22 protein-coding genes and 1 pseudogene are annotated in these 25,318 nt (G+C 64.0%); 13 read left to right on the forward strand and 10 right to left on the reverse strand.

Features of this window, described 5'->3' with window-relative positions; genetic code table 11:
* Nucleotides 1-4 precede the first annotated feature (4 nt).
* Nucleotides 5-1,840 (reverse strand): monovalent cation:proton antiporter-2 (CPA2) family protein, encoded by a 1,836-nt coding sequence (locus tag QAZ22_RS19800; protein WP_278202420.1) that lies wholly within the window; start codon nucleotides 1,838-1,840, stop codon nucleotides 5-7.
* Nucleotides 1,841-2,117: 277 nt separating this feature from the next.
* Here QAZ22_RS19800 and QAZ22_RS19805 point away from each other — a divergent pair, with 277 nt between their 5' ends.
* Nucleotides 2,118-2,384 carry a hypothetical protein gene (locus QAZ22_RS19805; RefSeq protein WP_059185639.1) on the forward strand — a complete coding sequence of 89 codons (267 nt, stop codon included), beginning with the start codon at nucleotides 2,118-2,120 and terminating at the stop codon, nucleotides 2,382-2,384.
* A gap of 67 nt (nucleotides 2,385-2,451) precedes the next feature.
* Here QAZ22_RS19805 and QAZ22_RS19810 read toward each other — a convergent pair whose 3' ends face one another.
* The 4 genes from QAZ22_RS19810 to QAZ22_RS19825 all read right to left on the reverse strand — a co-directional run bounded on the left by QAZ22_RS19810 (nucleotide 2,452) and on the right by QAZ22_RS19825 (nucleotide 6,224).
* Nucleotides 2,452-3,006: a hypothetical protein gene (locus tag QAZ22_RS19810; RefSeq protein WP_278202423.1), complete on the reverse strand. Its 555-nt coding sequence runs from the start codon at nucleotides 3,004-3,006 to the stop codon at nucleotides 2,452-2,454.
* 99 nt (nucleotides 3,007-3,105) lie between these two features.
* On the reverse strand, nucleotides 3,106-4,188 hold the full coding sequence (locus QAZ22_RS19815; protein WP_278202424.1) for a TIGR01620 family protein: 1,083 nt from the start codon (nucleotides 4,186-4,188) through the stop codon (nucleotides 3,106-3,108).
* Nucleotides 4,185-5,657: a YcjX family protein gene (locus QAZ22_RS19820; protein WP_278202425.1), complete on the reverse strand. Its 1,473-nt coding sequence runs from the start codon at nucleotides 5,655-5,657 to the stop codon at nucleotides 4,185-4,187. The genes QAZ22_RS19815 and QAZ22_RS19820 overlap by 4 nt, the downstream gene beginning before the upstream one ends.
* Before the next feature lie 63 nt (nucleotides 5,658-5,720).
* On the reverse strand, nucleotides 5,721-6,224 hold the full coding sequence (locus tag QAZ22_RS19825) for a histidine phosphatase family protein (RefSeq protein ID WP_278202427.1): 504 nt from the start codon (nucleotides 6,222-6,224) through the stop codon (nucleotides 5,721-5,723).
* Between the two features lie 264 nt (nucleotides 6,225-6,488).
* On the opposite strand from QAZ22_RS19825, the gene dksA reads away from it, so the two are divergent.
* The gene (dksA, locus tag QAZ22_RS19830) at nucleotides 6,489-6,905 is read left to right on the forward strand and encodes an RNA polymerase-binding protein DksA (RefSeq protein ID WP_059185643.1); all 417 of its coding nucleotides are present in this window, start codon (nucleotides 6,489-6,491) and stop codon (nucleotides 6,903-6,905) included.
* Between the two features lie 201 nt (nucleotides 6,906-7,106).
* On the opposite strand, the gene QAZ22_RS19835 is transcribed toward dksA, so the two are convergent.
* Nucleotides 7,107-7,820, reverse strand: coding sequence for a flagellar biosynthetic protein FliO (locus QAZ22_RS19835; protein ID WP_278207890.1), 714 nt, complete (start codon nucleotides 7,818-7,820; stop codon nucleotides 7,107-7,109).
* 213 nt (nucleotides 7,821-8,033) lie between these two features.
* On the opposite strand from QAZ22_RS19835, the gene QAZ22_RS19840 reads away from it, so the two are divergent.
* Together QAZ22_RS19840 and QAZ22_RS19845 are read left to right on the forward strand one after the other, a co-directional pair.
* Nucleotides 8,034-10,616, forward strand: coding sequence for an ATP-binding protein (locus QAZ22_RS19840; protein ID WP_278202429.1), 2,583 nt, complete (start codon nucleotides 8,034-8,036; stop codon nucleotides 10,614-10,616).
* 78 nt (nucleotides 10,617-10,694) lie between these two features.
* On the forward strand, nucleotides 10,695-11,402 hold the full coding sequence (locus QAZ22_RS19845) for a DeoD-type purine-nucleoside phosphorylase (RefSeq protein WP_278202431.1): 708 nt from the start codon (nucleotides 10,695-10,697) through the stop codon (nucleotides 11,400-11,402).
* A gap of 98 nt (nucleotides 11,403-11,500) precedes the next feature.
* Here QAZ22_RS19845 and QAZ22_RS19850 read toward each other — a convergent pair whose 3' ends face one another.
* Nucleotides 11,501-11,806, reverse strand: coding sequence for a ribbon-helix-helix domain-containing protein (locus QAZ22_RS19850; protein ID WP_278202432.1), 306 nt, complete (start codon nucleotides 11,804-11,806; stop codon nucleotides 11,501-11,503).
* A gap of 270 nt (nucleotides 11,807-12,076) precedes the next feature.
* Between QAZ22_RS19850 and QAZ22_RS19855 the strand changes: the two genes are divergently transcribed.
* From QAZ22_RS19855 to QAZ22_RS19865, 3 genes are all read left to right on the forward strand, one after another.
* Nucleotides 12,077-12,472: a VOC family protein gene (locus QAZ22_RS19855; protein WP_278202433.1), complete on the forward strand. Its 396-nt coding sequence runs from the start codon at nucleotides 12,077-12,079 to the stop codon at nucleotides 12,470-12,472.
* Nucleotides 12,473-12,550: 78 nt separating this feature from the next.
* Nucleotides 12,551-13,096 (forward strand): gluconate 2-dehydrogenase subunit 3 family protein, encoded by a 546-nt coding sequence (locus QAZ22_RS19860; RefSeq protein WP_278202434.1) that lies wholly within the window; start codon nucleotides 12,551-12,553, stop codon nucleotides 13,094-13,096.
* A 48-nt stretch (nucleotides 13,097-13,144) separates the two neighbouring features.
* Nucleotides 13,145-14,716: a GMC family oxidoreductase gene (locus QAZ22_RS19865; RefSeq protein WP_278202435.1), complete on the forward strand. Its 1,572-nt coding sequence runs from the start codon at nucleotides 13,145-13,147 to the stop codon at nucleotides 14,714-14,716.
* Between the two features lie 75 nt (nucleotides 14,717-14,791).
* Here QAZ22_RS19865 and QAZ22_RS19870 read toward each other — a convergent pair whose 3' ends face one another.
* Both QAZ22_RS19870 and QAZ22_RS19875 read right to left on the reverse strand, forming a co-directional pair.
* Nucleotides 14,792-16,705 (reverse strand): PhoX family phosphatase, encoded by a 1,914-nt coding sequence (locus QAZ22_RS19870; RefSeq protein ID WP_278202437.1) that lies wholly within the window; start codon nucleotides 16,703-16,705, stop codon nucleotides 14,792-14,794.
* Between the two features lie 109 nt (nucleotides 16,706-16,814).
* Nucleotides 16,815-17,201 (reverse strand): hypothetical protein, encoded by a 387-nt coding sequence (locus QAZ22_RS19875; protein WP_278202438.1) that lies wholly within the window; start codon nucleotides 17,199-17,201, stop codon nucleotides 16,815-16,817.
* A 306-nt stretch (nucleotides 17,202-17,507) separates the two neighbouring features.
* Between QAZ22_RS19875 and urtA the strand changes: the two genes are divergently transcribed.
* The 6 genes and pseudogenes from urtA to QAZ22_RS19905 all read left to right on the forward strand — a co-directional run bounded on the left by urtA (nucleotide 17,508) and on the right by QAZ22_RS19905 (nucleotide 23,907).
* Nucleotides 17,508-18,818, forward strand: a complete 1,311-nt coding sequence (urtA, locus tag QAZ22_RS19880; protein ID WP_278202439.1) for an urea ABC transporter substrate-binding protein — start codon at nucleotides 17,508-17,510, stop codon at nucleotides 18,816-18,818.
* Nucleotides 18,819-18,954: 136 nt separating this feature from the next.
* Nucleotides 18,955-20,571, forward strand: a complete 1,617-nt coding sequence (urtB, locus tag QAZ22_RS19885; RefSeq protein WP_278207891.1) for an urea ABC transporter permease subunit UrtB — start codon at nucleotides 18,955-18,957, stop codon at nucleotides 20,569-20,571.
* Nucleotides 20,568-21,629 (forward strand): annotated as a pseudogene (gene urtC, locus QAZ22_RS19890) (urea ABC transporter permease subunit UrtC); the annotation flags it as partial. The gene urtB and the pseudogene urtC, both read left to right, overlap by 4 nt.
* A 168-nt stretch (nucleotides 21,630-21,797) precedes the next feature.
* Nucleotides 21,798-22,544 (forward strand): urea ABC transporter ATP-binding protein UrtD, encoded by a 747-nt coding sequence (gene urtD, locus QAZ22_RS19895; RefSeq protein ID WP_278202442.1) that lies wholly within the window; start codon nucleotides 21,798-21,800, stop codon nucleotides 22,542-22,544.
* Between the two features lie 70 nt (nucleotides 22,545-22,614).
* Nucleotides 22,615-23,310 (forward strand): urea ABC transporter ATP-binding subunit UrtE, encoded by a 696-nt coding sequence (gene urtE / locus QAZ22_RS19900; RefSeq protein ID WP_278202443.1) that lies wholly within the window; start codon nucleotides 22,615-22,617, stop codon nucleotides 23,308-23,310.
* 420 nt (nucleotides 23,311-23,730) lie between these two features.
* Nucleotides 23,731-23,907 (forward strand): hypothetical protein, encoded by a 177-nt coding sequence (locus QAZ22_RS19905; protein WP_278202445.1) that lies wholly within the window; start codon nucleotides 23,731-23,733, stop codon nucleotides 23,905-23,907.
* 195 nt (nucleotides 23,908-24,102) lie between these two features.
* On the opposite strand, the gene QAZ22_RS19910 is transcribed toward QAZ22_RS19905, so the two are convergent.
* Nucleotides 24,103-25,248, reverse strand: coding sequence for a GGDEF domain-containing protein (locus tag QAZ22_RS19910; RefSeq protein ID WP_278202447.1), 1,146 nt, complete (start codon nucleotides 25,246-25,248; stop codon nucleotides 24,103-24,105).
* Nucleotides 25,249-25,318: the final 70 nt, after the last annotated feature.

The raw sequence follows: 25,318 nt of genomic DNA on the forward strand, positions 1-25,318 counted from the left end.
CTCCTCAGTTCTTCGTCTCTGCCTTGTTCAGCACGCCCGCCGTCTCTTCGTTCAGTGCCCGGCCGGCGTGGCGCGGCTGCGCGAGCGGCGTCGGGATCGGCGTGCCGATATTGCCTTTCAGAAAGCGCTGGCCGGCGCGGATGCCTTCGGCAAGCTGCGTCTCGAAACGGGCGGTGTCGCGGCGGCGCACGTCCTCGATGACCTCGGCAACCTCTTCTGGGTCGACGCCTAGCGCTTCCAGCGCCGAGCCGCCGAACACCAGCGCGGATTCGAAGGTCTCACGCAACTGATAGTCGGCGCCGGCGCGGATGAGCTGCAAAGCGGTGCCCCGGTCGAAGGCGCGCGCCAGGATGGTGACCAAAGGGAATTCGGCCTTGATCAGCTGCGCGATACGCACAGCGGCGTCCGGCTTGTCGACGCAGATCAGCACGGCACGCGCGCGGCCCGCGCCGGCCGCATGCAGGATGTCGAGCCGCGTGCCGTCGCCGTAATACACCTTGAAGCCGAAATCGGCCGCCGCCTGGATCATCTCGACCTCGTTGTCGATGATCGAGACGTCGAGGCCGCGCAAAAGCAGCGGTTGGCTGGCGATCTGCCCGAAACGGCCAAAGCCGATGATCAGCACGCTGCCGGTGAGGCCGTCGGCGATGTCGACGCCTTCGAGCGATTGCTCGTCGCGCGGCGTGAGATAGCGCAGCGCCACGATCGCCAAGGGCGTCAGCACCATGGAGATGATGACGATGGCGGTCAGCGTGGCGTTGGCCTGGCCGTCGATGATGCCGACCGCGGCCGCCGAGGAGTAGAGTACGAAGGCGAATTCGCCGCCCTGCGCCATGAAGACGGCGCGTTCGAGCGCCTCGCGGTGGCCGCTCTTGAGCATGCGCGCGACGATATAGATGCCGAGCGCCTTCATGATCATGTAGGCGACGACATAGATGGCGACGAGGCGCCAGTTCTGGGCGACAACGCCGAGGTCCAGCGACATGCCAACAGCAAGGAAGAACAGGCCGAGCAGGATGCCCCGGAACGGCTCGATGTCGGCTTCGAGCTGATGGCGGAAGGTCGATTCGGAGAGCAGCACACCGGCGAGGAAAGCGCCCATTGCCATGGAGAGGCCGGAAAGCTGCATGGCTAGAGCCGACCCAAGCACTACGAGCAGGGCCGCGGCCGTCATCACCTCGCGGGCGCGGGCGTCCGCCAGGATGCGGAAGAGCGGGTTGAGCAGATAGCGCCCCGCCACCACCAGTCCGATGATCGCCGCGATGCCGATGCCGACTTCGGTCAACCGTTCGGACAGGCTGGTCTCGGCACCGCCGGGCGCCAGAAACGCAACCAGCGCCAGAAGCGGCACGATCATGAGGTCTTCGAGCAGAAGGATCGACACGATACGCTGGCCCTTGGGCGTGGCGATCTCGCCGCGCTCCTCGAGCAACTGCATGACGATCGCCGTCGACGTCAGCACGAAACCGGCGCCGGCGACGAAGGACTGCGCGATCGGAAAGCCTCCGGCCAGTCCGACGCCGGTCAGCAGCAGGGCGCAAACGCCGACCTGCAGCGCGCCGAGCCCGAAAATCTCGCGGCGCAGGCCCCAGAGCCGCGACGGCTGCATCTCCAGGCCGATGATGAACAGGAACATGACGACGCCGAGCTCGGCGACGTGGAGGATGGCTTCCGATTCGGAGAAGACGCGGAGGCCGAACGGCCCGATGACCACGCCCGCCGCGAGATAGCCGAGGATGGAGCCCAGTCCCATGCGCTTGAAGATCGGCACGGCGACCACGCCAGCGGCAAGCAGCGCCACCACCTGTACGAGATCGCTGCTCGATGCTTCAGCCGCCATGCCTGTCGTTCCGTTGTCTCGAAGCACTCCTTGCATGCAGCGGGAGTGGGAGGCAAGGGCAGGGCGCCTGGCAGGAACGGCAGGGCCATTGGCAGGAAACAAAGGTGACGCCTGTCCGGCAAACTCCTGTTGCAGCTTCGTTACACAAGTTTACGCGGCCCGGTCGTTGCGTGCCGCCACAATCAGAGGTTAAGGCACGACCGGCTTTGGCCATTGGGCTTCGGCCATTGGAAGGCAGCGGCGATGGGCAGCTGCCTTTTTTGAGGAGATGACTGACATGAAGAAGTTTTTGCTCGTTGCCGTTGGTGTTGCGGCGCTGGCCGTTTCGGCCTGTTCGAAGGGACCGGAGTGCACGCAGGAAATTGCCACCAAGAAGGCGCAGGATATGGCCGCCGCGCTGCAGGAAGCAATCACCAAGGATCCGAGCAAGGCGGCAGATCTGACGGCCAAGGTGCAGGCCGTGACGACGAAATATCAGAACGCCACGACGCTGGACGAGGCCTGCAAGGCCTATGACGAAGTGACCGCCGCCATCAAGGGTTGAGCTAAGTCAAAAACGGATGAAGGCGGCAGCCATGGCTGCCGCCTTTTGTCAATCCACGCTTGTCTGGTCAGTTCTTGGCTATGGAGCCGACCTCGACCGTATCGACCCGCTTCAGGCTCATGCCGATGACCGGCACCAGCTCTTTGTTGACGCGCACGGCGACCGTGACGGTCATCGAATTGTCGTCGGGGATGCGGGCCTGCATGACGCCATTCAACTGATTGCGGTTGATGGTGAAGACCACCTTCTGCGCGTCGACGACATTGCCGCCGATGATGTCGAGCCCGTTGCCGGCCGAGCCGCCCATGAAGTTGCCTTTGTAACCTTCATGGCCCTTGCGTTCGACGCTCGCTGACATTTTTTGGGTGAACACACCGACCCGGCAGTCTCCGTCCAGCGTCATGCCGACCTTGCCGTCAGGCGTCGAGCCGTTGAAATTGCAGGTGAATTTCGTGCCCTTGTATTTGCCGGCGATGATTTCGCCTGGGCCGACCCATTTGCCTTCGACCGAACGGAAGAACTGCTTGTCAGGTTCTGCGCCAACGGCTTTTTCGACGAGGCCGACCGGTGCGGCGACCGCAACCGCCACGGGCAGGACGCAGGACAGAAACACGCTTTTCATGGACGACACCCGGCACGACAGAGTCTGTTCTTGGGACAGAGACGACCATGAACAAGATTGGTTAATGCTTCGCTACCGGTGGCCGTTTCGACATTTACCCTACTGCTCGCTTTGACCGTCCTTCCGGGTGGCGAACGAGGTCAGCGCCGAGAGGAAATCGCCGAGCCCCGGGCGCTTGGTCGCGATGAACGGCAGCGGGCGCGCCGTTTCCATCGCAGCGATGCCGATGCGCGCCGTCATCATGCCGTTGACCACGCCTTCGCCAAGCTTTGCGGAGAGTTTGGCGGCCAGGCCGTGGCCGACGATCTGCTGCACGAAACTGTCGCCGACGGCGATGGAGCCGGTTACCGCGAGATGAGCGAGCACGCCGCGCGCCAGGCGGATGAAGCCCAGCGTGCCGGGACGGCCGCCATAGAGTTCCGACAGGCGCCGGATCAGCCTGCCGGCCTCGAACACGACATAGGCGACGTCGACGAGCGCGCGCGGGCTGACCGCGGTTACCAGCGAGACGCGCTTTGCGGCCTCCAGGATCATCGCCCTGGCGCGGGTATCGAGCGGCGACAGGATCTCGGTCTCCGCAAGCCGCACCAGATCGCCGCCGTCAATGATTTCGCCGCGCAATTCGGCGAGCGAGCGGCGGCCGGCCGCGGTCTCTGGTTTTGCCGCGACGAAGGCGGCAAGCTCATCGACCAAAGCGCGGGCGGCCTTGGGGTCGTCACGCGCCACCGCATCCAAGGCCCGCCGCTGCAGCTTCTCGACCTCGGCGAGGCGGGCGATCGCCAGGAATTCGCGGATCAGGATGACGAGCAGCGACAAAAGCGCGATCGCCGCCATGCCGGCCGCCAGCCAGCCCAGCCATTCGGCGCGCGCGAAGAGATCGCGGATGAGCTGGTCCGTCCACAGGCCGACCGCGAGCGAGACAAGCACGCCGAAAGCGCCGAAAAACAGGCGGGCCAGCAGCGAGCGCTTCCTTGGGGCGGTCGCCGGCGGCGGCGCGGCCTGCTCGATATCCGGTTCGTCGAAGACGTCGATCGGCGAAGGGACGACGACCGCGACATCGGCCCTTGCGGCCTGCGGTTTGCGCGTCGGCCGTTCGTCGGTGCGATGCTTCTGCGGCGCCTCCTGTTTTGGCGCTGGCTCGGGCTCGATGCGGAAGGCCGCCGGTTTGCGGGGCGCGGTCATGCCAGATGGTCTCCGATCAGGAACTGCAGCGCGCGGTCGAGCCGGATATGCGGCAGCGAGAGCGAGACGCCTTCGGCCGTGCGTTCGAGCTTCGGCGGACGGAACCGCACGAAGCGGATCGCCGATTCACTGCTTTCGCCCTGCGGCCCGGAAGGGTCGAACACCGCGTCGACCTTTTGCGGCAAGTCACCGGGGAATATGGCGGTTTCGGTTTTGCCGTCAAATGTCTCGCCGTTGATCGTTTCGCCTTTCAACGGGGTGCCGATGATCACCGGCAATGTCTCGCGGCCCTGCTTGACCGTGCCTTCGCGGGTCGAGCGCACTGCCGCCATGGCGGCGACATCGACATCGGCGCCGCTGAAATTCGCCCGCGCGACGGCCCGGTCGGCCAGGCGGCGCACGATCGCCTGCAGCCGGTCATGGCTTTCATGATGCAGCTGATCGGCCTTGGTCGCCGCCACCAGGATGCGGTCGATGCGCCTTGAAAACAGGTCGGTGACGAAATTGCCACGCCCTGGCCGGAAGCAGGACAGGATCTCGGTGACGGCGCGTTCGAGGTCGGCCAAGGCGGCGGGGCCGGCGTTGAGCGCCTGCATGGCGTCGATCAGCACGATCTGGCGGTCGAGACGGGTGATATGCTCGCGAAAGAACGGTTTCACGACATGCGTCTTATAGGCCTCGTAGCGGCGCTCCATCATCGCCTGCAGCGATCCGGAACGGGGACGTCGCTCCGACAGCTTCATCAGCGGCGCAAAGGTGAGCGCCGGCGAGCCTTCGAGATCGCCCGGCATGAGGAAACGGCCGGGCGGCAGGGTCGACAGCGCCCGTTCGTCCAGCTTGCAAGCCTTGAGATAGGCCGCGAAGCTTTCGGCGAGACGGCGCGCCGTCATTTCGTCGGCATCGGCATCCGGATCGATCGAGGAGGCGAGCTCGCGCCAGGCATGCGACAGGTCGGACCGCACAGGCAGGGCTGCGAGCTCGACCGCCTCGTGCGAAAAATCGGCGAAGGATTTGCCGAGCAGCGGCAGGTCGAGCAGCCATTCGCCGGGGTAGTCGACGATGTCGACCGACAGCTTTCCCGCCGAAAACAGCCGGTTCCAGCCGGAGGCAGACTCATATTCGATGGTGAGCCTCAACTCGGAAATGGCGCGCGTCGAATCCGGCCAGACGCGGTCTTCGACCAGGGCAGCTATATGGTCCTCGTACTGAAAGCGCGGGACGGCGTCGTCCGGCTGCTCCTCGAGGAAAGCGCGAGCGATGCGGCCCGATTTCTGCGCTTCGAAGAGCGGCAGCCGCCCGCCATGGATCAGGTTGTGCACGAGAGCGGAAATGAACACCGTCTTGCCGGCGCGGGAAAGGCCGGTGACGCCCAGGCGCAGCGATGGAGAGAAGAGCCCTGCGGCGCGGCCCGACAGGGTGTCGAGCGCAATCTTCGCCTCGTCGGTAAAGGTTGTCAGCGATGATGCCAAATCTGCCTCTGGGTCGCCCGTCAGGGCCCGATATAGGCCTCGGGCGAGGCGTTTGAAATGGTGTCAGAGATCGGCCGGAGTGAGAAAGGCTTCGAGATAGCCGTTGCCTTGGCCTGCTTCACCGAGATTGCCGGGAAAACGCACGACGGCGAGGCCGGAGGTGGGAAAGCCGTGGTTGAGCATGCCACGCGCGGTCTCATCGCCGTCACCCGACACCGCCATGGCGAGATCCTCCGTCATCGGGTTGTGGCCGATCACCAGAAGCGAGCCGGTCCCGCCATTCCTGCGGATGATGTCGAGATAGCCGGCGGCATCCTCGCTGTAGAGCGTGTCCAGGAACAGCACGCGGCCGATGTCTGTGCGGCCCGCGAGGCCTTCCAGCGTCTGCCGCGCCCGCTTGGCGTTGGAACAAAGCGTGACGTCCGGCATGTAGTTGCGGGCCCGCATGGCATCGCCCATCGCCTCGGCATCGGCCATGCCGGATTCGTCGAGCGGACGATCGAAATCGCGCACCCCGGGCAGCGCCCATCCGGCCTTGGCATGCCTCAACAAATAAAGTTTGCTCAACCGGTCCCTCACTACTAGCAAGCAACGAAAATCCGTCCAAGGCGTTATGGGATTAGCCACGAGAATGGTCCCATGCACAATGGCCGGCATCGCTCAAACATAGCGAATCGTACAGGAATTCGGCTGTCCCCTTATTGCGAAAAGGCCTGTCTGTGCTGGCCTCCCCCTTCCTAACAATTGCGTGAAACTGTCGCCGATTGCGCTTGTGCAGCCTTCGGTCCGCGAATATATAGGCGCCAAATTTGGGGTTGTTGGGTGAGTCGAATGAACGATATCGTTACCGCCGATTACGTACCCTCCGAAGACGAGCCGTTCATGAACGAACGGCAGAAATCTTACTTCCGCATGAAGCTTATCACATGGAAGAACGATATCCTTCGCGAAGCGCGTGAAACCCTCGAAATCCTCCAGCAAGAAAACGCCAACCACCCCGACCTAGCCGACCGCGCCTCTTCCGAAACCGACCGAGCCATCGAACTGCGCGCCCGCGACCGCCAGCGCAAGCTGATCTCGAAGATCGATTCGGCGCTGCAGCGTATCGACGAAGGCACCTACGGCTATTGCGAGGAAACCGGCGAGCCGATCGCGCTGAAGCGGCTCGACGCCCGCCCCATCGCGACGCTGTCGATCGAGGCGCAGGAGCGCCACGAGCGCCGCGAGAAGGTCTACCGCGACGATTGAGGCGGGCAGGGCAGGCATAGAATTTGAAAAAATGGCCGGGTTTTCCGGCCATTTTTTGTTTTTCGGCTGCCTTCGTAAGCTGCAGAGCGGCTGGCCGCTTATTTGCCCAAGGCACCCATGGACAGGTTCACGGTGGTCCCCGTCATCCCGCGCTTGCCTGGCCCGAGGCCTTGAAGGCCGTCACGTTCGCGTATTGCCGAGTCAGCGTTTGTGGCTGGCAAGCTCGCCGAGAAGCTTGGTCATCTCGTCATCGAGCGAAGGCTTGGCGGCCGGCTTGCTGCTCGCCGGCTTGGGATGCGACTCGTCCAGGGACGCCTCGAGTTCGTGCATCAGCGTATCGTCGATCGAGTCGTTGGAGGGCGGCGGCGGGACATGGCGGACGCTGCCATTCGTTCCATGAGCTGGGAGCGGCATGACCTTCGCGGTCGGCTGGCTCGGCGCCGCCGGCTTTGGCGTGGGGGGCGCTGCGTGCGGACGCGACACTGGCTCTGTCATCGGAGCCGGCGCCGGTGCGGGGGGCTGTCTCGCCGGGGCCGGCGTCGGTGCCGACTGAGGCCCGCGCGGGCGCGGCGCAGCGGCCTGCTGGCCGCCGTCGCCGGTCAGCGCCGGGCGGCGAGGCGCGACCAGCCTTATGTCGCGTTCGACCACGACATCGGTCGGGCCGCCGATCAGGATCAGGTGCTCGATGTCGTCGCGGCGCACCAGCACCAGCCGGCGATGGCTGTCGACGGCAGTGGCGTCCATGACGGCGAGCCGCGTCTTGCGGTTCCTGCCGCCGGCAACGTAGGTGCCGAAAGTAAGGTTGCGGACCACCTTGATGACGAGCAGGACGACGACAAGCAAAATGAGTGCTGCAAACGTCCACAGGATTGCACCAACATAACCCGGACCCGCTGTGCGCTCCACCCACTCCATCATCGGTGCACCCAATCGCCTTCTTGAGGTGACGCGACACTAGACCGTTGGGACTAGCGACCGCAAGTTCGCATCACGCATCGTGAACAGTTTGAAACATGAATCGTTGATTTTATCGGACATTTGCCGCCGGGGCCTTTTCCGCTACAGGAGAATGTGATTCAACCGGCCGTTCGCGGGTGTCGGGGCACCGGAATCACGAGCAGGGGGCACATGGCCAAGGAAACGCGCGGCGATTTCTATCCGGTACCGATCGTCGACCAAAACACGCGTCCGGGCGCCGTCGCCAGGCTCATTATCTTCATCGTCGTCTTGACCGGCGCCGCGATCGTCTTCGGGCTCTTCCGCGAACGCCTCGGCGATCCGTTCCTGCTCGGCATGCTGGGCGTGCTCGCCATGATCGGCGTCGGCTTTCTGTTCGCGACGGCGATCGGCTTCGTGCAGATCGCTCCGCGCTCCACCGGCGACGAGTTGTCGAAGGCCTTCGTCGATTCGATGTCGCAAGGTCTCCTGGTCACCGACACCAAGGGGCGCGTCATCTACGCCAACCGGGCCTATGCCGACATGACGGGTGCCGCTTCGGCGACCGACCTCAAGACGGTCGAAGGGCTGCTTTCGGATATCCCCGAGGCCTCGATGACCATCTACCGGCTGGCGTCCGGCCTGCGCGACGGCCAGGCCGGCGACGGTGAATTCCGGCTCGCGCAGTCGATCAAGCCCGGGGCCGAGCCTGGCGCGCGCTGGTACCGTGCCCGGGCACGTGCCTTCAACGTGCCAGGCCAGCGGCTGCCGATGCTTGCCTGGCAGATCGCCGACATCTCGCAGGAGCGGGCGGAGCAGGAGCGTTTCTTCCTCGACCTGCAAAAAGCGATAGACCACCTCGATCACGCGCCGGCCGGTTTCTTCTCGGCCGACCAGGAAGGCCGCGTCACCTATATCAACGCGACGCTTGCCGAATGGCTGGGCATCGACCTTGCCAGCTTCACCCCCGGCGCGGTGACGCTGCCGGAAATCGTCGCCGGCGACGGCATGGCGCTCGTCCGCTCGGTGAAGGCTGATCCCGGCACCACGCGCAACGCCGTCATCGACCTCGACCTCACCACAATGAGCGGGCAGGCGCTGCCGGTCCGCTTCATGCATCGCGTTTCGGCGAGCCGCGAGGGGGTGAACGGGCCGACCCGCACCATCGTGCTCAACCGCACCCAGGGCGAGGACGCCTCCGCCGACCTGCGCGCCTCGGAAGTCCGGTTCACCCGCTTCTTCAACTCGACGCCGATGGCGATTGCCGGCGTCGATGCCAGCGGACGCATCCTGCGCACCAACGCGCCGTTCCTGTCGCTGTTTTCGTCCGTCGTCGACCGCGACGCGGTCGACCGACGGGTGCGCTTCGAGAGCGTGGTGCATGAGCGCGATAGGCCGGCCTTCGCCGCAGCCTTCGAAAAGGCGCGGCAGCGGCAGGCCAATATCGAGCCGATCGACTCGCTGCTGCCCGGCAATGACGAGCGCCACATCCGCTTCTACGTCAACGCAGTCGCCGACGGCGCCGGCGGCGAGGGAGCGGAGGAATCGGCCATCGTCTACGCCGTCGAAACCACCGAGCAGAAGGCGCTCGAAGGCCAGATGGCGCAGAGCCAGAAAATGCAGGCGGTCGGCCAGCTTGCCGGCGGCATCGCGCACGACTTCAACAACGTGCTCACCGCCATCATCATGGCGTCGGACCTTCTGCTCACCAACCACCGTCCGTCGGATCCGTCCTTCCCCGACATCATGAACATCAAGCAGAACGCCAACCGCGCTGCGTCGCTGGTGAGGCAATTGCTCGCCTTCTCGCGCAAGCAGACGCTGCGGCCGGAAGTGCTCAACCTGACCGATGTGCTCGCCGATCTCAGAATGCTGCTTGCCCGCCTGGTCGGCAACGACATCCGGCTGAAGATCGACCATGGCCGCGATCTCTGGCCGGTCAAGGTCGACATCGGCCAGTTCGAGCAGGTGGTGGTCAATCTCGCCGTCAACGCACGCGACGCCATGCCCGCCGGCGGCGATCTTACCGTGCGCACCCGCAACGTCGCGGGCGAGGAGTGCAAATCCTTCGGCTACCGGGAGCTAACACCGGCCGATTATGTGCTGGTCGAGGTCGAGGACACCGGCAGCGGCATCGCGCCCGACGTGCTGAAGAAGATCTTCGAGCCGTTCTTCACCACCAAGGAGGTCGGCAAGGGAACCGGCCTTGGCCTCTCGATGGTCTATGGCATCATCAAGCAGACCGGCGGCTTCATCTACTGCGATTCCGAGGTCGGCAAGGGAACGGTGTTCCGCATCTTCCTGCCGCGCCATGTCGCCGAGGCAAGGAAGGTTGTCGAGGCAGGCGAGATGCAGGCGGCGGCTTCGGCGCCGGCCAAGCCGGCCGACACCGCCAAAGACCTGTCCGGCTCGGCCACGGTGCTTCTGGTCGAGGACGAGGACGCCGTTCGCATGGGCGGCGTCAGGGCGCTGACCTCGCGCGGCTACACCGTCCACGAGGCGTCCTCCGGCGTCGAGGCGCTGGAAGTCTTCGAAGCCCTCGGCGGCAAAGTCGACATCGTCGTCTCCGACGTGGTGATGCCGGAAATGGACGGTCCGACGCTGCTCGGCGAGCTGCGCAAACGGCAGCCGGACATCAAGTTCGTCTTCGTTTCGGGCTATGCCGAGGACGCCTTCGCCAAAAACCTGCCGGCCGATGCGCATTTCGGTTTCCTGCCCAAGCCGTTCTCGCTCAAGCAACTGGCGACGATCGTCAAGGACGTGCTGGAATCCTAAAACAGCTACCGCTTGCACATTGCGGCGACCCTGTCATGATGGTTAACGGGATGGATCCCATCATGGGGGTGATAAAGCGTGACGCCGCACATCGAGGCGGGCCGGGGAGATTACGCCGAAACGGTGCTGTTGCCGGGCGACCCCGAGCGCGCGCAGTGGATGGCGGAAACTTTTCTCGAAAGCCCGCGCTGCGTCAATCGCCGTCGAGGTGCTCTTGGCTTCACCGGCCGATTCCGCGGCAAGCCGGTCAGCATCCAGGCAACCGGCATCGGCGTTTCCTCTTTCCTGATCTATGCCCATGAGCTGCTAGACTATCACGGCGTGAAGACGCTGATCCGCACTGGCACATGCGGCGCCCTGTCCGAGAACGTTCCGCTGCGCGGCGTGGTCATTTCCAGTGCGGTACGCGCCGAGGGCGCGATGAGCGGGCAAGTGTTCGGACTTTACCGGCCGGCGGGGCCGGACGAGGCGCTCCATGAGCTGGCGCTGCAGCGGGCCGCCGATCTCGGCATCGCGTGCAGCGCCGGCCTGACTGTCTGCAGCGACATATTCCATCACCCCGACGGCCGCGCCCGGTTTGACGAGCCCAGGGCGCTCGGGGCACTGGCGGTCGACATGGAAACCAGCGCGCTCTACCGCATCTCGGCGCAGTTCGGCGCGCGCGCGCTGTCGCTGCTGACCGTGGTCGACCACGTCGCCACGGACGAGCAGACCGATTATTCCGAGCGCCAGGCGCTGTTCACCGACATGACCCGTCTCGCGCTGGAAGTCGCCGCGGCAAGCTAGAGCAGTTCATCGTTTCACGGGAACGCTGAACTGCTCTAGCTGTCTTCGTTTACGCAATTCCGGACGGAAAACCGTTACACACTTTCCTGGAATTGCTCTTAGGCGGCTTCGCGCTTGAGCGCTGCCTGCTCCTGCGTCGTTGGCCGGTGACCGCGCAGATAGAGCGCGCAGGTGGTGCGCAGCATCGAAGCGAAGTTCGGGATCTGACCGTTGATCTCGATCGCCTCGTCATAGAGCGTCGAGATGAATTTGGGTGTCGTCAGACCCTGGCTCTCGGCGATCTCGTCGAGGAGTGCCCAGAATGTCGCCTCAAGCTGGATGCTGGTCGAATGCCCGTCTATGCGGATCGACCGATTGATCTGCCGGTAGCCTTCCGGATCTTGTCCGGCAAAGACTCTGCACATCGTTACCTCCCGTTCTTGTTGGTCTTGGGCGCCGATTGATCGGTTGGGCGCCTTTTGAACACTGCCTGCGCTTCCATTTTCGGCCTGACGGCCGGTTACGGCAATCAGACTTTGGTCCTCAAAGTGCGTCGCGCCGCACTTTGGTCGCCCTGCAAAACTGGCGCGACATTAGCCGTTTTCCATGCGCATGCGTGGTAATCGGCTGCCACCACCTTTTTTCGCCGGCGCGCATAATCTGCTTCGAAAGCACCAAAAGCTGCGGAGTCCGATTTGGCGAAGGCGATTCATACCATGATCCGGGTTCTCGACGAGGCCCGGTCCGTCGATTTCTACAACAAGGCCTTCGGCCTCGATGTCGCGCAGCGGCTCGATTTCGAGACTTTCACGCTCGTCTATCTCAGCAATGCCGATACTCCGTTCGAGGTCGAGCTGACCGTGAACAAGGGTCGCACGGAGCCTTACACGCTTGGCGACGGCTACGGCCACCTTGCCGTGTCCGTCATCGATCTCGACAGCGAGCACGATCGGCTCGGCGCTCTCGGACTCAATCCGAAGAAGATCGTGGAATTCAACCGCGACGGAGCGCTCATCGCCCGCTTTTTCTTCATCGAGGATCCCGACGGCTACAAGATCGAGGTCCTGCAGCGGGGAGGGCGCTTCCAATAGGGGACAAATGCCGCGCGGGCCGGCGCGGCGCCAGCAACGGCACCCGTTGGGGTGCGAACAGCAAGCAGGGAGGAAATTATGGTCACGATCTATGAGAGGAAGCCCCATGAGAGGAAGCCTGGTCTTTCGCGGCGCGAGCTTCTCAAACGCGGCGGCGCAGGCGCGCTGCTCGTCATTTCCGGCAGCGCCGTCATCAGCCCCGAATATGCGTGGGGCTTGGAAGCCACGTCGCTGAAGCCAGAGACGATGGCGACGCTGATCCAGGTGGCGCGCGACATCTACCCGCACGACCAGGTCCCGGACAAATACTACGCCATCGCCGTCAAGGGTCATGACGAGACGGCCGCCAAGGATCCGGCTCACAAGGAACTGATCGAGAAGGGCATCGCCGATCTCGACAAGAAGGCCGGCAGCGGCGGCTATCGCGGGCTCGGCTGGGAAGAAGAGCGGGTCGCGCTGCTGAAGGAGATCGAGAAGACGCCCTTCTTCCAGGCGGTGCGCGGCGGCCTCGTCGTCAGCCTCTACAACCAGAAGGAAGTGTGGCCGATCTTCGGCTACGAGGGCGAGTCCTATTCCAAGGGCGGCTACATCGCGCGTGGCTTCAACGACATCGAGTGGCTCTGAGCCACTCTGTTCTTGAACCGCTTTTGACGGATTTCATGGGAGGAAACCATGGCAGCACAATTTGATCTCAAGAACGATGGCGTGGTCGTCATCATCGGCTCGGGCGCCGGCGGCGGCACGCTCGGCAACGAACTCGCCCAGAAGGGCGTCGACGTCGTGATCCTCGAGGCGGGCGCCCGCCACGAATACGAGGACTTCATCAACGACGAGTGGGATTCGTTCACCCAGCTCGCCTGGAAGGACAAGCGCACCACGTCCGGCGACTGGCGCGTGGCAAAGGATTTCCCGAACCTGCCGGCCTGGATCGTCAAGTCGGTCGGCGGTTCGACCACGCATTGGGCGGGCGCGTCGCTGCGCTTCCAGGAGCATGAGTTCAAGACGCTTTCGACCTACGGCAAGGTGAAAGGCGCGAACCTGCTCGACTGGCCGGTGACGCTCGCCGAAATGGAGCCCTATTACGCCAAGGCCGAGGCCAAGATGGGCGTGACCGGAACCAACAACTGGCCGCGGCTGCCGGGCAACAACAACTTCAAGGTGCTCAAAGCCGGCGCCGACAAGCTCGGCTACAAGGAATGCCACACCGGCAACATGGCCATCAATTCGGTGCAGCGCGACGATCGCAACTCCTGCCAGCAGACGGGCTTCTGCTTCCAGGGCTGCAAATGGGGCGCAAAGTGGTCGACGCTCTATACCGAGATCCCGAAGGGCGAGGCGACCGGCCATCTCGAGGTGCGGCCGAACTCCATGGCGATCAAGATCAACCATGATGCCTCGGGCAAGGTGACGGGCGTCGTCTATGCCGACAAGGACGGCAAGCTGCAGGAGCAGAAGGCCCGCATCGTCGCTGTCGCCGGCAATTCCATCGAAAGCCCGCGGCTGCTGCTCAACTCCGAATCGAGCAAGTTCCCGCACGGGCTTGCCAATTCATCGGGGCAGGTCGGCAAGAACTACATGCGCCACACCACGGGCTCGGTCTATGCCGTCTTCGACAAGCCGGTGCACATGTATCGCGGCACCACCATGGCCGGCATCATCCGCGACGAGGCGCGCCACGATCCGTCGCGCGGCTTCGTCGGCGGCTACGAGATGGAGACGCTGTCGCTCGGCCTGCCGTTCATGGCGGCCTTCCTCAATCCGGGCGGCTGGGGCCGCTCCTTCACCACGGCGCTCGACCATTATGACCATATGGCCGGCTTGTGGATCGTCGGCGAGGACATGCCGCGCGAGGAGAACCGCATCACGCTGCACAAAGACGAAAAGGACGAGCACGGCATGCCGATCGCCGATGTCCATTTCGACGACCATCCCAACGACACCGCGATGCGCGACCATGCCTACAAGCAGGGTCAGTCGCTCTACGCCGCAGTCGGCGCGACCAGGACCTTCCCGACGCCGCCCTATCCCTCGACCCACAATCTCGGCACCAACCGGATGAGCGAGAAGGCGGCCGACGGCGTCGTCAACAAGCATGGCCAGACGCACGACATCAAGAACCTGTTCGTCTCGGATGGCAGCCAGTTCACGACCGGCGGCGCCGAAAATCCGACGCTGACCATCGTGTCGCTGGCGATCCGCCAGGCCGACTATATCGCCGCCCAGATGTCGGCGAAGAGCATCTAGTACTGCCTCCCGACTGCCTGCTGGCGCGGGACCCGACCGGGTTCCGCGCCCTTTTTTGTCAAACACTCGACCGGTTTACGCGCCGACCGGCTGGCCATCCTTGCGGCGGATGGCGATCACGGATGGCCGCGGCGGTTGGCCGTCCTTGAAGTCGGGCCACAGCGATTGTGCCTTGTCGAGCGTTTCGGCATCCTCGGACGGATGCTGGACGGACAGGAACAGCGTCGTGCCGTCGGGCGTGAAGCAGGGTCCGGTCGCCTCCGCGCCATGCGGGCAGGTGAAGAGCAGTTTTGGCAGGCCGCGCGCCGCGCCCTCGGTGTCGACGCCATAGACGCCGTCCGGAAGGTCGAAGTCGTTGGCGCCGTCCGTTGCCACCCACAGCCGGCCGGCCGGGTCGAAGGTGATGTTGTCGGGGCAGACGAACCAGCCATTGTCGGACGTGTCCGGATGGAAGGTGGCGCCGACCTTGGCGTCCTTGGGATTGCCGCAGAGCACGAACAGGTCCCAGGCATATTTGTCGGCGGCGTGATCGGCGTCTGTGCCGCGGCCGCCGGGCGGAATCAGCTCGACGATGTGGCCCCACAGGTTCTCCGGCCGCGTGTTGGCCGGATTGATCTTGGATTCGTCGCGCTTCTTGTTCTTGGTCATGACGGCGTAGACGCGGCCGGTGACCGGATTGGTCTCGATGTCCTCGGGCCGGTCCATCGGCGTCGCGCCGACCGCGTCGGCGGCAAGGCGGGTCTTGAGAAGCACTTCGGCCTGGTCGGCAAAGCCGTTCTCTGCGGTGAGCTTGCCTTGCCCGTGAACCAGCGGCAGCCAGCTCATCGAGCCGTCGGCATCGAAATGCGCCGCCGAAAGCACGCCATCGTCGAGGAGATCCCTGCCGGAGGCGGGATTGGCAGGGTCGTAGGGCTTGGCGGAGACGAAGCGGTACATGTACTCGAAATAGTCGTCATCACCCATGTAGACGACGATACGGCCGTCCTTGTTGCGCACGACGGTGGAGGCCTCGTGCGACATGCGGCCGAGCGCGGTGCGTTTCACCGGCTTCGACTGCGGATCATAGGGGTCGATCTCGACAACCCAGTCGAAGCGATTCGGCTCATTCGGCTCCTTGTCGATGTCGAAGCGGTCGTGGAACCGGCCGCGGCCGTAGATGTCGGAGCCGTCAAAGCCGTAGCGGTCGAGTATGTCGGCGGTCGGCGCCTTCTTCGGGTTGCCGCCGAAGAGATCGGAAACGCCTTCCTCGCAGGTCAGAACCGTGCCCCAGGGCGTGACGCCGCCGCTGCAATTGTAGCTGGTGCCGAGTACCTTGCTACCGGTCGCGTCGGCCGAAGTCCGCATCAGCGCATGGCCGGCGACGGGACCGGAGACTGCCATCTCGGTGTTGGCGGTGATGCGGCGGTTGAGCGGACTATCCTCGACGGTCTGCCACTTGCCGTCCTTCAGCATCACCTCGACGATCGAATGGCCCATGGCCACGAGGCCGAGGTCGACCTGTTCCTTCGTCATCGCCTTGCCGGCACCGTCCTCGGTCATGCCGGGGAACATGACGTTCGGCGAGATGTACTCGTTGTTGACGCAGAGCAGGCCGTGGTCGGAATTCACCGAACCCTTGGGCAGCGGCATGAAGGCGATGTAATCGCAATTGTAGCCGAAGCGCTTCTCCTGCTCTTCCGCCGCGACCTTGTTGCCGTCGAATTCGCCCAGGCCGGCCGCGAGCGGGTCGCCCCAGCGCGCGACGATGGTCGTCTCATAGCCTTCGGCGGCGGCGTGGTTCTTGTCGTAGACCCGCTTCAGCTCCGGAAAGCCGAGCGTGGAAAGGGCGGCAGCGGCATGTGTTTCGCCGGCAAACAAGGAGCCGACGAAGCTGCCGCCGGCAACCAGCGCGCTGGAGGCAAGGCCGCCTCTCAGCAGCTCGCGGCGCGAGACGCGCGCTGCAATGACGTCGCGAATAACAGGGGAGGGTGAAGACGGAGAGTTGGCCATCGTGTCTGCCTCTCGGAGTGGAATGTTGACGACACGCGCTGCCTAGGCCGCTTCGGCAACATCCGGATGACATGAGAACGGCGGAACGCAGACGGCAGGGACGCCGCTGCTATCTCCTGGTGCAGGTCGAAGCGGTGAAGGCGCCGTCCTGCTGCTTCATGATGATGTCGAAGGAGGGGGCGTTCGGATCGTCCAGCGTGGCCTGCGTAAGCGAAATAGAGTTACCGCCGCTGGTATAGCCGCCGAGCGGACCGAGCCAGCTGATCTCGCCATTGGCGTCCATCTGGTAGTTGTAGGTTCCCGAGGTGCCGAAGGTCACGGGGCCGCTATAGACATTGCCCTTGATGGTGATGTCGCCAAGGTTGAGGAACAGGCCGAGCAGATAGACCTCGCAGTGATAGACGCCGTCCGGCAGCTTGCCTTCGGCGAAGTCGGCATGGGCGCTGCCGGCGGCGGATATCAAAAGCAGGAAACTCAGGAAAAAGCGGAAGGCCATGACGTCGCTCGGTTGCGCGGCGACCTTGCCCCATTTTGCCGGCGCCCCGCAACAGGCGCGGGCCTGGTTTTCATCCGGTCAGATTAAAGTTTAGGCATTTTTATCATTTGGGCAAAATCTGGGCAGCATTGCGTAAACTTTTCTCAACCTTCGCGCGCTGCAGGAAACACGAAAGTTCGACGGCTACAAGATAACCGGCTGTAAACGCTTCGCTATTTCACTATTTGCCACCGCGCTTCCGCGTCTGGCACGTCGCTTGCAACGAAATGTGGCGATGCAAAAACAACCAGCGTGGGAGCGTGGAACATGAGGGGTAATTTTTCGACAATAACAAAAATGTTTTCGGCCGGCTTGATCGCTGCCGGCCTGTCAATGTCGGCGCCCGCGAAGGCCGCTGAGGACACCATCAAGGTCGGCATTCTCCATTCGCTGTCGGGGACCATGGCGATTTCGGAGACGACGCTGAAGGACGTCATGCTGATGCTGATCGAGGAACAGAATGCCAAGGGCGGCCTGCTCGGCAAGAAGCTCGAGGCGGTCGTCGTCGATCCGGCGTCCAACTGGCCGCTCTTCGCCGAAAAAGCGCGCGAGCTGATTTCGAAGGACAAGGTGGCGGCGGTGTTCGGCTGCTGGACGTCGGTGTCGCGCAAGTCGGTGCTGCCGGTGTTTTCCGAGCTCGACAACATCCTGTTCTACCCCGTCCAATATGAGGGCGAGGAGAGCGAGCGCAACGTCTTCTACACGGGCGCGGCGCCGAACCAGCAGGCCATTCCGGCCGTCGACTACCTGATGAGCGCCGATGGCGGCTCGGTGAAGCGCTGGGTGCTCGAAGGCACCGACTACGTCTATCCGCGCACCACCAACAAGATCCTCGAGGCGTATCTCAAGTCCAAGGGCGTGCCGGCCGAGGACATCATGGTCAACTACACGCCGTTCGGTTTCTCCGACTGGCAGACCGAGGTCTCGGCGATCAAGAAATTCGGCTCTGCCGGCAAGAAGACGGCGGTCGTCTCGACGGTCAATGGCGACGCCAACGTGCCGTTCTACAAGGAGCTCGGCAACCAGGGCATCAAGGCCGAAGACATTCCGGTCATGGCCTTCTCGGTCGGCGAGGAAGAACTGGCCGGTCTCGACACCGGACCTTTGGTCGGCCATCTCGCCGCCTGGAACTACTTTGAAAGCGTCGACACGCCCGAGAACAAGAAGTTCATCGACGACTGGCACAAGTTCATCAAGAACGACAAGCGCACCACCAACGACCCGATGGAAGCCCACTACATCGGCTTCAACATGTGGGTGAAGGCGGTGGAGAAGGCCGGCACCACCGATCCGGACAAGGTCATCGACGCCATGGTCGGCGTGTCGGTGCCGAATCTCACCGGCGGCTATTCGACCATGATGCCGAACCACCACATCACCAAGCCGGTGCTGATCGGCGAGATCCAGGCCGACGGCCAGTTCGAGACCGTCTCGCAAACACCCGGCCTCGTCATGGGCGACGAATGGTCCGACTACCTGCCGGACTCCAAAGACCTGATCTCGGATTGGCGCGCCCCGCTCAGCTGCGGCAACTTCAACGTCGCCACCGGCAAGTGCGGCGGCAAGGGCACCAACTGATCCCGGTCTGGACCTGGTCCGTGACCTCCCAGGTCTGTCGGATCGCGGCGTGGCCCCGCAATCCGAGACCGCTGCCCGGGCGGGCTTTGGCTGGCCCGGGCAAAGCCTTCAAACCTTTGAGAGCCGCTCGAAGACGATGATCCTGTTGCGCGTGTTTGGCCTGATAATGCTGCTGACGATGGCAAGCCTGTTGCCGTCTGGCGCTGCCGAGGGCGATCTTCGCGCCACGATCGCCAAATTCGCGGCCGCCACCGGTTTCTCGGCCACGGAGGCCGTCGTGCGCGAGCTGGCCGCGAGCGGCGATCCGGCCGTCGAAAGGGCGCTTTCGGCGCTGGCCGAGGGCAATCTCTATATCCGCAAGGCCGATTCCCAGATATTCGTCGGTAAGGACGCCGGTGACGGCATCGAACTGCTCGATCCGCTGAGCGGCGAAAAGGCAGCCGACGCGGCCAAGGCCGACCTCACCAAGATCAAGGTCAACAACGGCCTGCGCCGTACGATCCGCGATGCGCTGGGCACGCTGACGCTGCGCGCCAAGGGTCCTGCCGTGCGCCTCGCCGCCGCGGCGACCATGTTCAGGACGCCCGATGCGGCCAACATCGAGCCGCTCGATGCCGCGATCGCCGCCGAAACCGATCCCGCAGTCAAGGCGATGTTCGAACAGGCGCGCGCGGCATCGGTGCTCGTTTCCGATAAGCCGGAAGCCGACAAGCTCGCCGCCATCTCGATGATCGCGGCGCGCGGCGACCGCGACGCGCTGTCGTTGCTGACCTCGGTCGAGGCCGGCGCTCAGGGCGCTGTCAAGGACGCGGCGTCCGCCGCCATCGGACATATCAATTCGACGCTGGCGTTGTGGGATGCCGGCCAGAACATCTGGTACGGCATCTCGCTCGGATCGGTGCTGCTGTTGGCCGCGATCGGCCTTGCCATCACCTTCGGCGTCATGGGTGTCATCAACATGGCGCATGGCGAGATGGTGATGCTCGGCGCCTACACGACTTTCGTCGTCCAGCAGGTGATCCGCAGCTCGTTTCCTGGCCTGTTCGACTGGTCGCTGGTCATCGCGCTGCCGCTCGCCTTTCTCGTCGCAGCGCTGGTCGGGCTTGCCATCGAGCGCGGCATCATCCGCTTCCTCTACGGCCGGCCGCTCGAGACGCTTTTGGCAACCTGGGGCGTCTCACTCATCCTGCAGCAGGCGGTGCGCACCATCTTCGGGCCGACCAACCAAGAGGTCGGCAATCCGTCCTGGATGTCGGGCTCGTTCGACATCGGACAGCTCGCCATCACCTGGAACCGGCTGTGGATCCTGGTGTTCGCGCTCGTCGTTTTCGCGGTGCTGCTCTACGTCATGAAGCGCACGCCCTGGGGGCTGCAGATGCGCGCCGTCACCGCCAACCGCCGAATGGCCGCTTCGATGGGCATCAAGACGCCATGGGTCGACGCGCTGACCTTCGCGCTTGGCTCCGGCATTGCCGGCATTGCCGGCGTTGCGCTCAGCCAGATCGACAACGTCTCGCCCAATCTCGGCCGCGGCTACATCATCGACAGCTTCATGGTCGTCGTCTTCGGCGGCGTCGGCAATCTCTGGGGCACGCTGGTCGGCGCCTTCTCGCTCGGCATCGTCAACAAGTTTCTCGAGCCTTATGCCGGCGCGGTGCTCGGCAAGATCGTCGTGCTGGTGCTGATCATCCTGTTCATCCAGAAACGCCCGCGCGGCCTGTTCGCGCTGAAGGGCAGGGCGGTGGAAGCATGATCGCGCAACGCCTGTTCGGCGCCGACCGGCGCATCGCCGTCACGATCTTCGTCCTGCTGGCGGCCGCCGTCATCGTGCCGCTGCTCAACCTCGCTGTTTCGCCGTCGAGCGCGCTTTACGTCCCGCCCTATATCGTGGCGCTGCTCGGGAAGTATCTCTGCTATGCGCTGCTCGCCCTGGCGCTCGACCTGGTCTGGGGTTATTGCGGCATCCTCTCGCTCGGCCACGGCGCCTTCTTCGCGCTCGGCGGCTATGCGATGGGCATGTATCTGATGCGCCAGATCGGCTCGCGCGGCGTCTACGGCAACCCGATCCTGCCCGACTTCATGGTGTTCCTGAACTACAAGGAGCTACCCTGGTTCTGGTACGGCTTCGACCATTTCTGGTTCGCGGCGTTGATGGTGCTGGCCGTGCCCGGCCTGCTCGCCTTCGTCTTCGGCTGGTTCGCCTTCCGCAGCCGCGTCACCGGCGTCTATCTCTCGATCATCACCCAGGCGATGACCTATGCGCTGCTGCTCGCCTTCTTCCGCAACGACATGGGTTTTGGCGGCAACAACGGCCTGACCGACTTCAAGGACATTCTCGGCTTCAACGTGCAGGCAGACGCGACGCGCTCGGCGCTGTTTGCGGCCAGCGCCGTGACCCTAGCGCTCGCCGTCTTCGTCACCGCGGCGATCGTCCGCTCCAAACACGGCAAGCTGCTGATGGCGGTGCGCGACGCCGAAAGCCGCACCCGCTTCCTCGGCTGGCGGGCGGAGAACGTCAAGCTGTTCGCCTTCACCGTCTCGGCGATCATGGCCGGCATTGCCGGCGCGCTTTACGTGCCGCAGGTCGGCATCATCAATCCCGGCGAGTTCGATCCGGCGAATTCGATCGAGGTGGTGATCTGGACCGCCGTCGGCGGTCGCGGCACCATCGTCGGTCCGATCATCGGCGCGCTGCTCGTCAACGCGGGAAAATCCTGGTTCACCGGCGTGCTGCCGGAATTCTGGCTGTTCGCACTGGGCGGATTGTTCGTCGCCGTCACGCTGTTCCTGCCGAAAGGCGTCGTCGGCACCTGGGATGGCTGGCGCGGCAAGGCCAAGGCACTGCGCGCGGCCTCGCTCGCTGCGGAGGTCGGCACAGATACCGTCGCGCCGCCGCCGAAGATCATGCGCTCGGCGGCGAGGACGCCCGGCGCCTGGTCCGCCACCGGCCCCGAACCGCAGCCGGCGGAGTGAGCGACCATGGGCAAGTCGAACACCATCCTCTATCTCGACGGCGTCTCGGTTTCCTTCGACGGGTTTCGCGCCATCAACAATCTGTCGCTGGTGCTCGACAAGGGCGAGATGCGCGCGATCATCGGCCCTAACGGCGCCGGCAAGACGACCATGATGGACATCGTCACCGGCAAGACGCGGCCGGACGAGGGCGAGGTCTTCTTCGATGGCCAGGTCGATCTCACCCGGCATGACGAGGCCGAGATCGCCATGATGGGCATCGGCCGCAAATTCCAGAAGCCGACCGTCTTCGAAAGCCACAGTGTCGAGGACAATCTGATGCTGGCGCTGAAGGGTCCGCGCTCGATCTTCCCGGCGCTCTTCCATCGTCGCTCGGCCGCCGAGACGCGGCGCATCGACGATATCCTCGGTATCATCCGTCTCGGCGACAAGCGCGACGAACTCGCCGCCAATCTGAGCCACGGTCAGAAACAGTGGTTGGAGATCGGCATGCTCTTGGCGCAGGACCCGAAGCTGCTGCTCGTCGACGAGCCGGTCGCCGGCATGACCGATGCCGAAACCGAGGAGACCGCGCGTCTGCTGAAGGACATTGCCCGCGATCATTCGGTGATCGTGGTCGAGCACGACATGCATTTCGTGCGCGAGCTCGGCGTCAAGGTCACCTGCCTGCACGAAGGCTCGGTGCTGTCGGAGGGCACGCTCGATTTCGTTTCGGCCGACGAGCGCGTCGTCGAAGTCTATCTGGGGCGCTAAGCATGATCTGGCGGGTTCCGTTCCACCGTTTCGATTTCGCCTTCCTGAAGCGCTGGAGAAGGGGCTGACCATGCTCGAAGTCTCCAACGCCACGCTCCACTACGGCGCCGCCCAGGCGCTGCGCGGCGTTTCGCTGAAGGCCGGCGCGGGCAAGATCACCTGCGTGCTCGGCCGTAACGGCGTCGGCAAGACCAGTTTGATGAGATCGATCGTCGGCCAACACCGGCTGACGAGCGGAAGCGTTGCCTTCGAGGGGAAGGCGCTCGACCGGAGCGCGGCGTATGATCGCGCCCGGTCGGGCATCGCATTCGTGCCGCAGGGCAGGGAGATCTTCCCGCTGCTGACGGTGCGCGAGAACCTGGAATCGGGCTTCGCGCCGCTCAGGCGCGGCGACCGCAGCGTTCCAGCGCATGTCTTCGAGCTGTTCCCGGTGCTGAAGCAGATGCTGGGTCGCCGCGGCGGCGATCTCTCCGGTGGCCAGCAGCAGCAGCTCGCCATCGGCCGCGCGCTGGTGATGCGGCCGAAGCTGCTCGTGCTCGACGAGCCGACCGAAGGCATCCAGCCGTCGATCATCAAGGATATCGGCCGCGCGATCCGCTATCTGCGCGACCAGGCCGGAATCGCGGTGCTGCTGGTCGAGCAATATCTCGACTTCTGCCGCGAGCTTGCCGACGAGGTCAACATCATGGACCGCGGCCAGATCGTGCACACCGGACCGGCCGAGGATCTCGACAGGGCGGACGTGCGGAAGTTTTTGACAGTATAACGCGCCTCGTCGTCATCCTTGGGCGAAGCAAGGAGTGAAGCGACGCGGCGCAGACCCAAGGATCCATTCCGTGACGCTGGCCGAAGAGTGCTGCGACAGAGAATAGATTCTTGTGTGGCGGCCCCAACCATTTCCGGATTCTGCACCGATAGTGACATTTGGAAGTAACGGCAGGATCCTGGGTCTTCGCTCCGCTTCGCGTCGCTACGCCCAAGGATGACGAACTCATTCTACTCTGGCGGCTTCAAAGCTGCATGTTAGTCTTTCCCTGGCCTTGGTGAGTCGGCCGCTTTCCGTACCAGTCGCGAATGAGGGGAAGGGGCGCTCAGCCGGCAAGTTCCACGCAAGCAAGCCTGCCTAGCTTTCTCCTGAGTGATTGTCGGTCGATGCGTCCAACAAGGAACTTGCCAGGGGAAGGCGATGGAACGTTTTGTCGAGGACTATCAGAAGCGGCGCCTCACCGAACGCATCGACATCATGACGGCGATCAACATCCTGATGTCGCAAGGCTACGACGAGGACGATCTGCTTGGAGAAATAACCAAGGTCTTTTACGTCGACCTCGACGCCTATAACGAAGTGATCGGGCATCACTGACCGCTTGAGCCGCTAGAGCGTTTCACCGTTTCACCGAAACGGCGAACCGCTCTATCTCTTTGACGCAATTCCGGACGGAAAGCCGCTCACACCTTTCCTGGAATTGCTTTAGGGATTGACGCAATTCCGGACGGAAGGCTACGGCGAAGTCGCCGAGCCCGATCGTTTCACGCTTTTCCTGGAATTGTCAGAGCTTCAAGCGCAGCGGCGGATGTCGAGCACACGGTTGCGGCCGCCGCGCTTGGCTGCGTAAAGCGCCTTGTCGGCGGCGCTGAGCACCTTGTCGAATTTCGTGCCTTCATTGCTGCCAAAGGCGAAGCCGGCGCTCACCGTGCATTTCAACAGGCCCGTCTCGGTTTCGATCGTCCGCGCCGCGAAGGCCATCCTTATCCGTTCGGCCGTGCTCTCGACCATCTCCGGCAAGGTGCGTTTCAGCACCAGCGCGAACTCCTCGCCGCCCATGCGGGCAGCGACATCGTTCGGGCGCAGATTGCCGGCCAGTTCTTCGGCGAAAACCTTCAGCACCTCGTCGCCGGCGGCGTGGCCGAACTGGTCGTTGATCGCCTTGAAGCCGTCGAGGTCGAACACGACCACCGCCATGAAGGCGCCGACGGGCATCTTGCCATGCAGGTCGAACAACGCGCGACGGTTGAGCAGCCCGGTCAGCGCATCGGTCTCAGCCTCGCGCTTGTGGTGGCGCGCGAGCCGCCCCTGGTTGAGCGCCAGCGACAGCGCGCCGATGCCGGTCATCGAGGCGATGACGATGACCAGGCTCAGATCCTCGGCCCAGTTGCTCGGTGCGTGGCCGAGGACCAGCCTGCCCTCCCATGCCAGCACGGCCGCGCACAGCACGAAGGACGCGGCGGTCAGCGAATAAAGCAGCGCCACGCCAATAAGCTGCGCCGGCGCTTCCCCTCGGCCCTTCCAATACTCATACGCGGTGCCGAACAGAAGCAGCGCTGCAAGAAAATTCTCCAGCATGAAGCCCAGCCCGTCATAGCCGAGCGCCATCGGCGGCAGAGCCAGCGCGAAGGAGATGCCGGCGCCAAGCGCGATGCGCGGCAGCGGCGAGCGGCCGGTCCGGAACTGGTGGGCGGCGCCAAGCATTACCGAGAAGCCGAGCAGGAGCAGCGCCAGCGTCAGGACGCCGAGGGCCGCTCCGGGCGCTGCGATATAGGCGTCATAGGCAAAGACCTCGGCCACAACCACAAGCACGCTGATCGCCCATGTCAGCAGGAACTTGTCGGAACGGGCGGTCAGCCAGGTTCCGAACAGCGTGAGGCTGAGGCAGGCGGCGGAGAAGCCGACGGCCAGCAGCAATGAGTTGTAGTCGAGCAGCATGCACCCGTCCTCGCCGGGCTTCTGCAACCTGGCGTAGGTGCCTTAATGCGGCAAGGAAGTATCGATTACG

This window comes from Mesorhizobium sp. WSM4906, assembly GCF_029674625.1.
GTDB lineage: Bacteria > Pseudomonadota > Alphaproteobacteria > Rhizobiales > Rhizobiaceae > Mesorhizobium.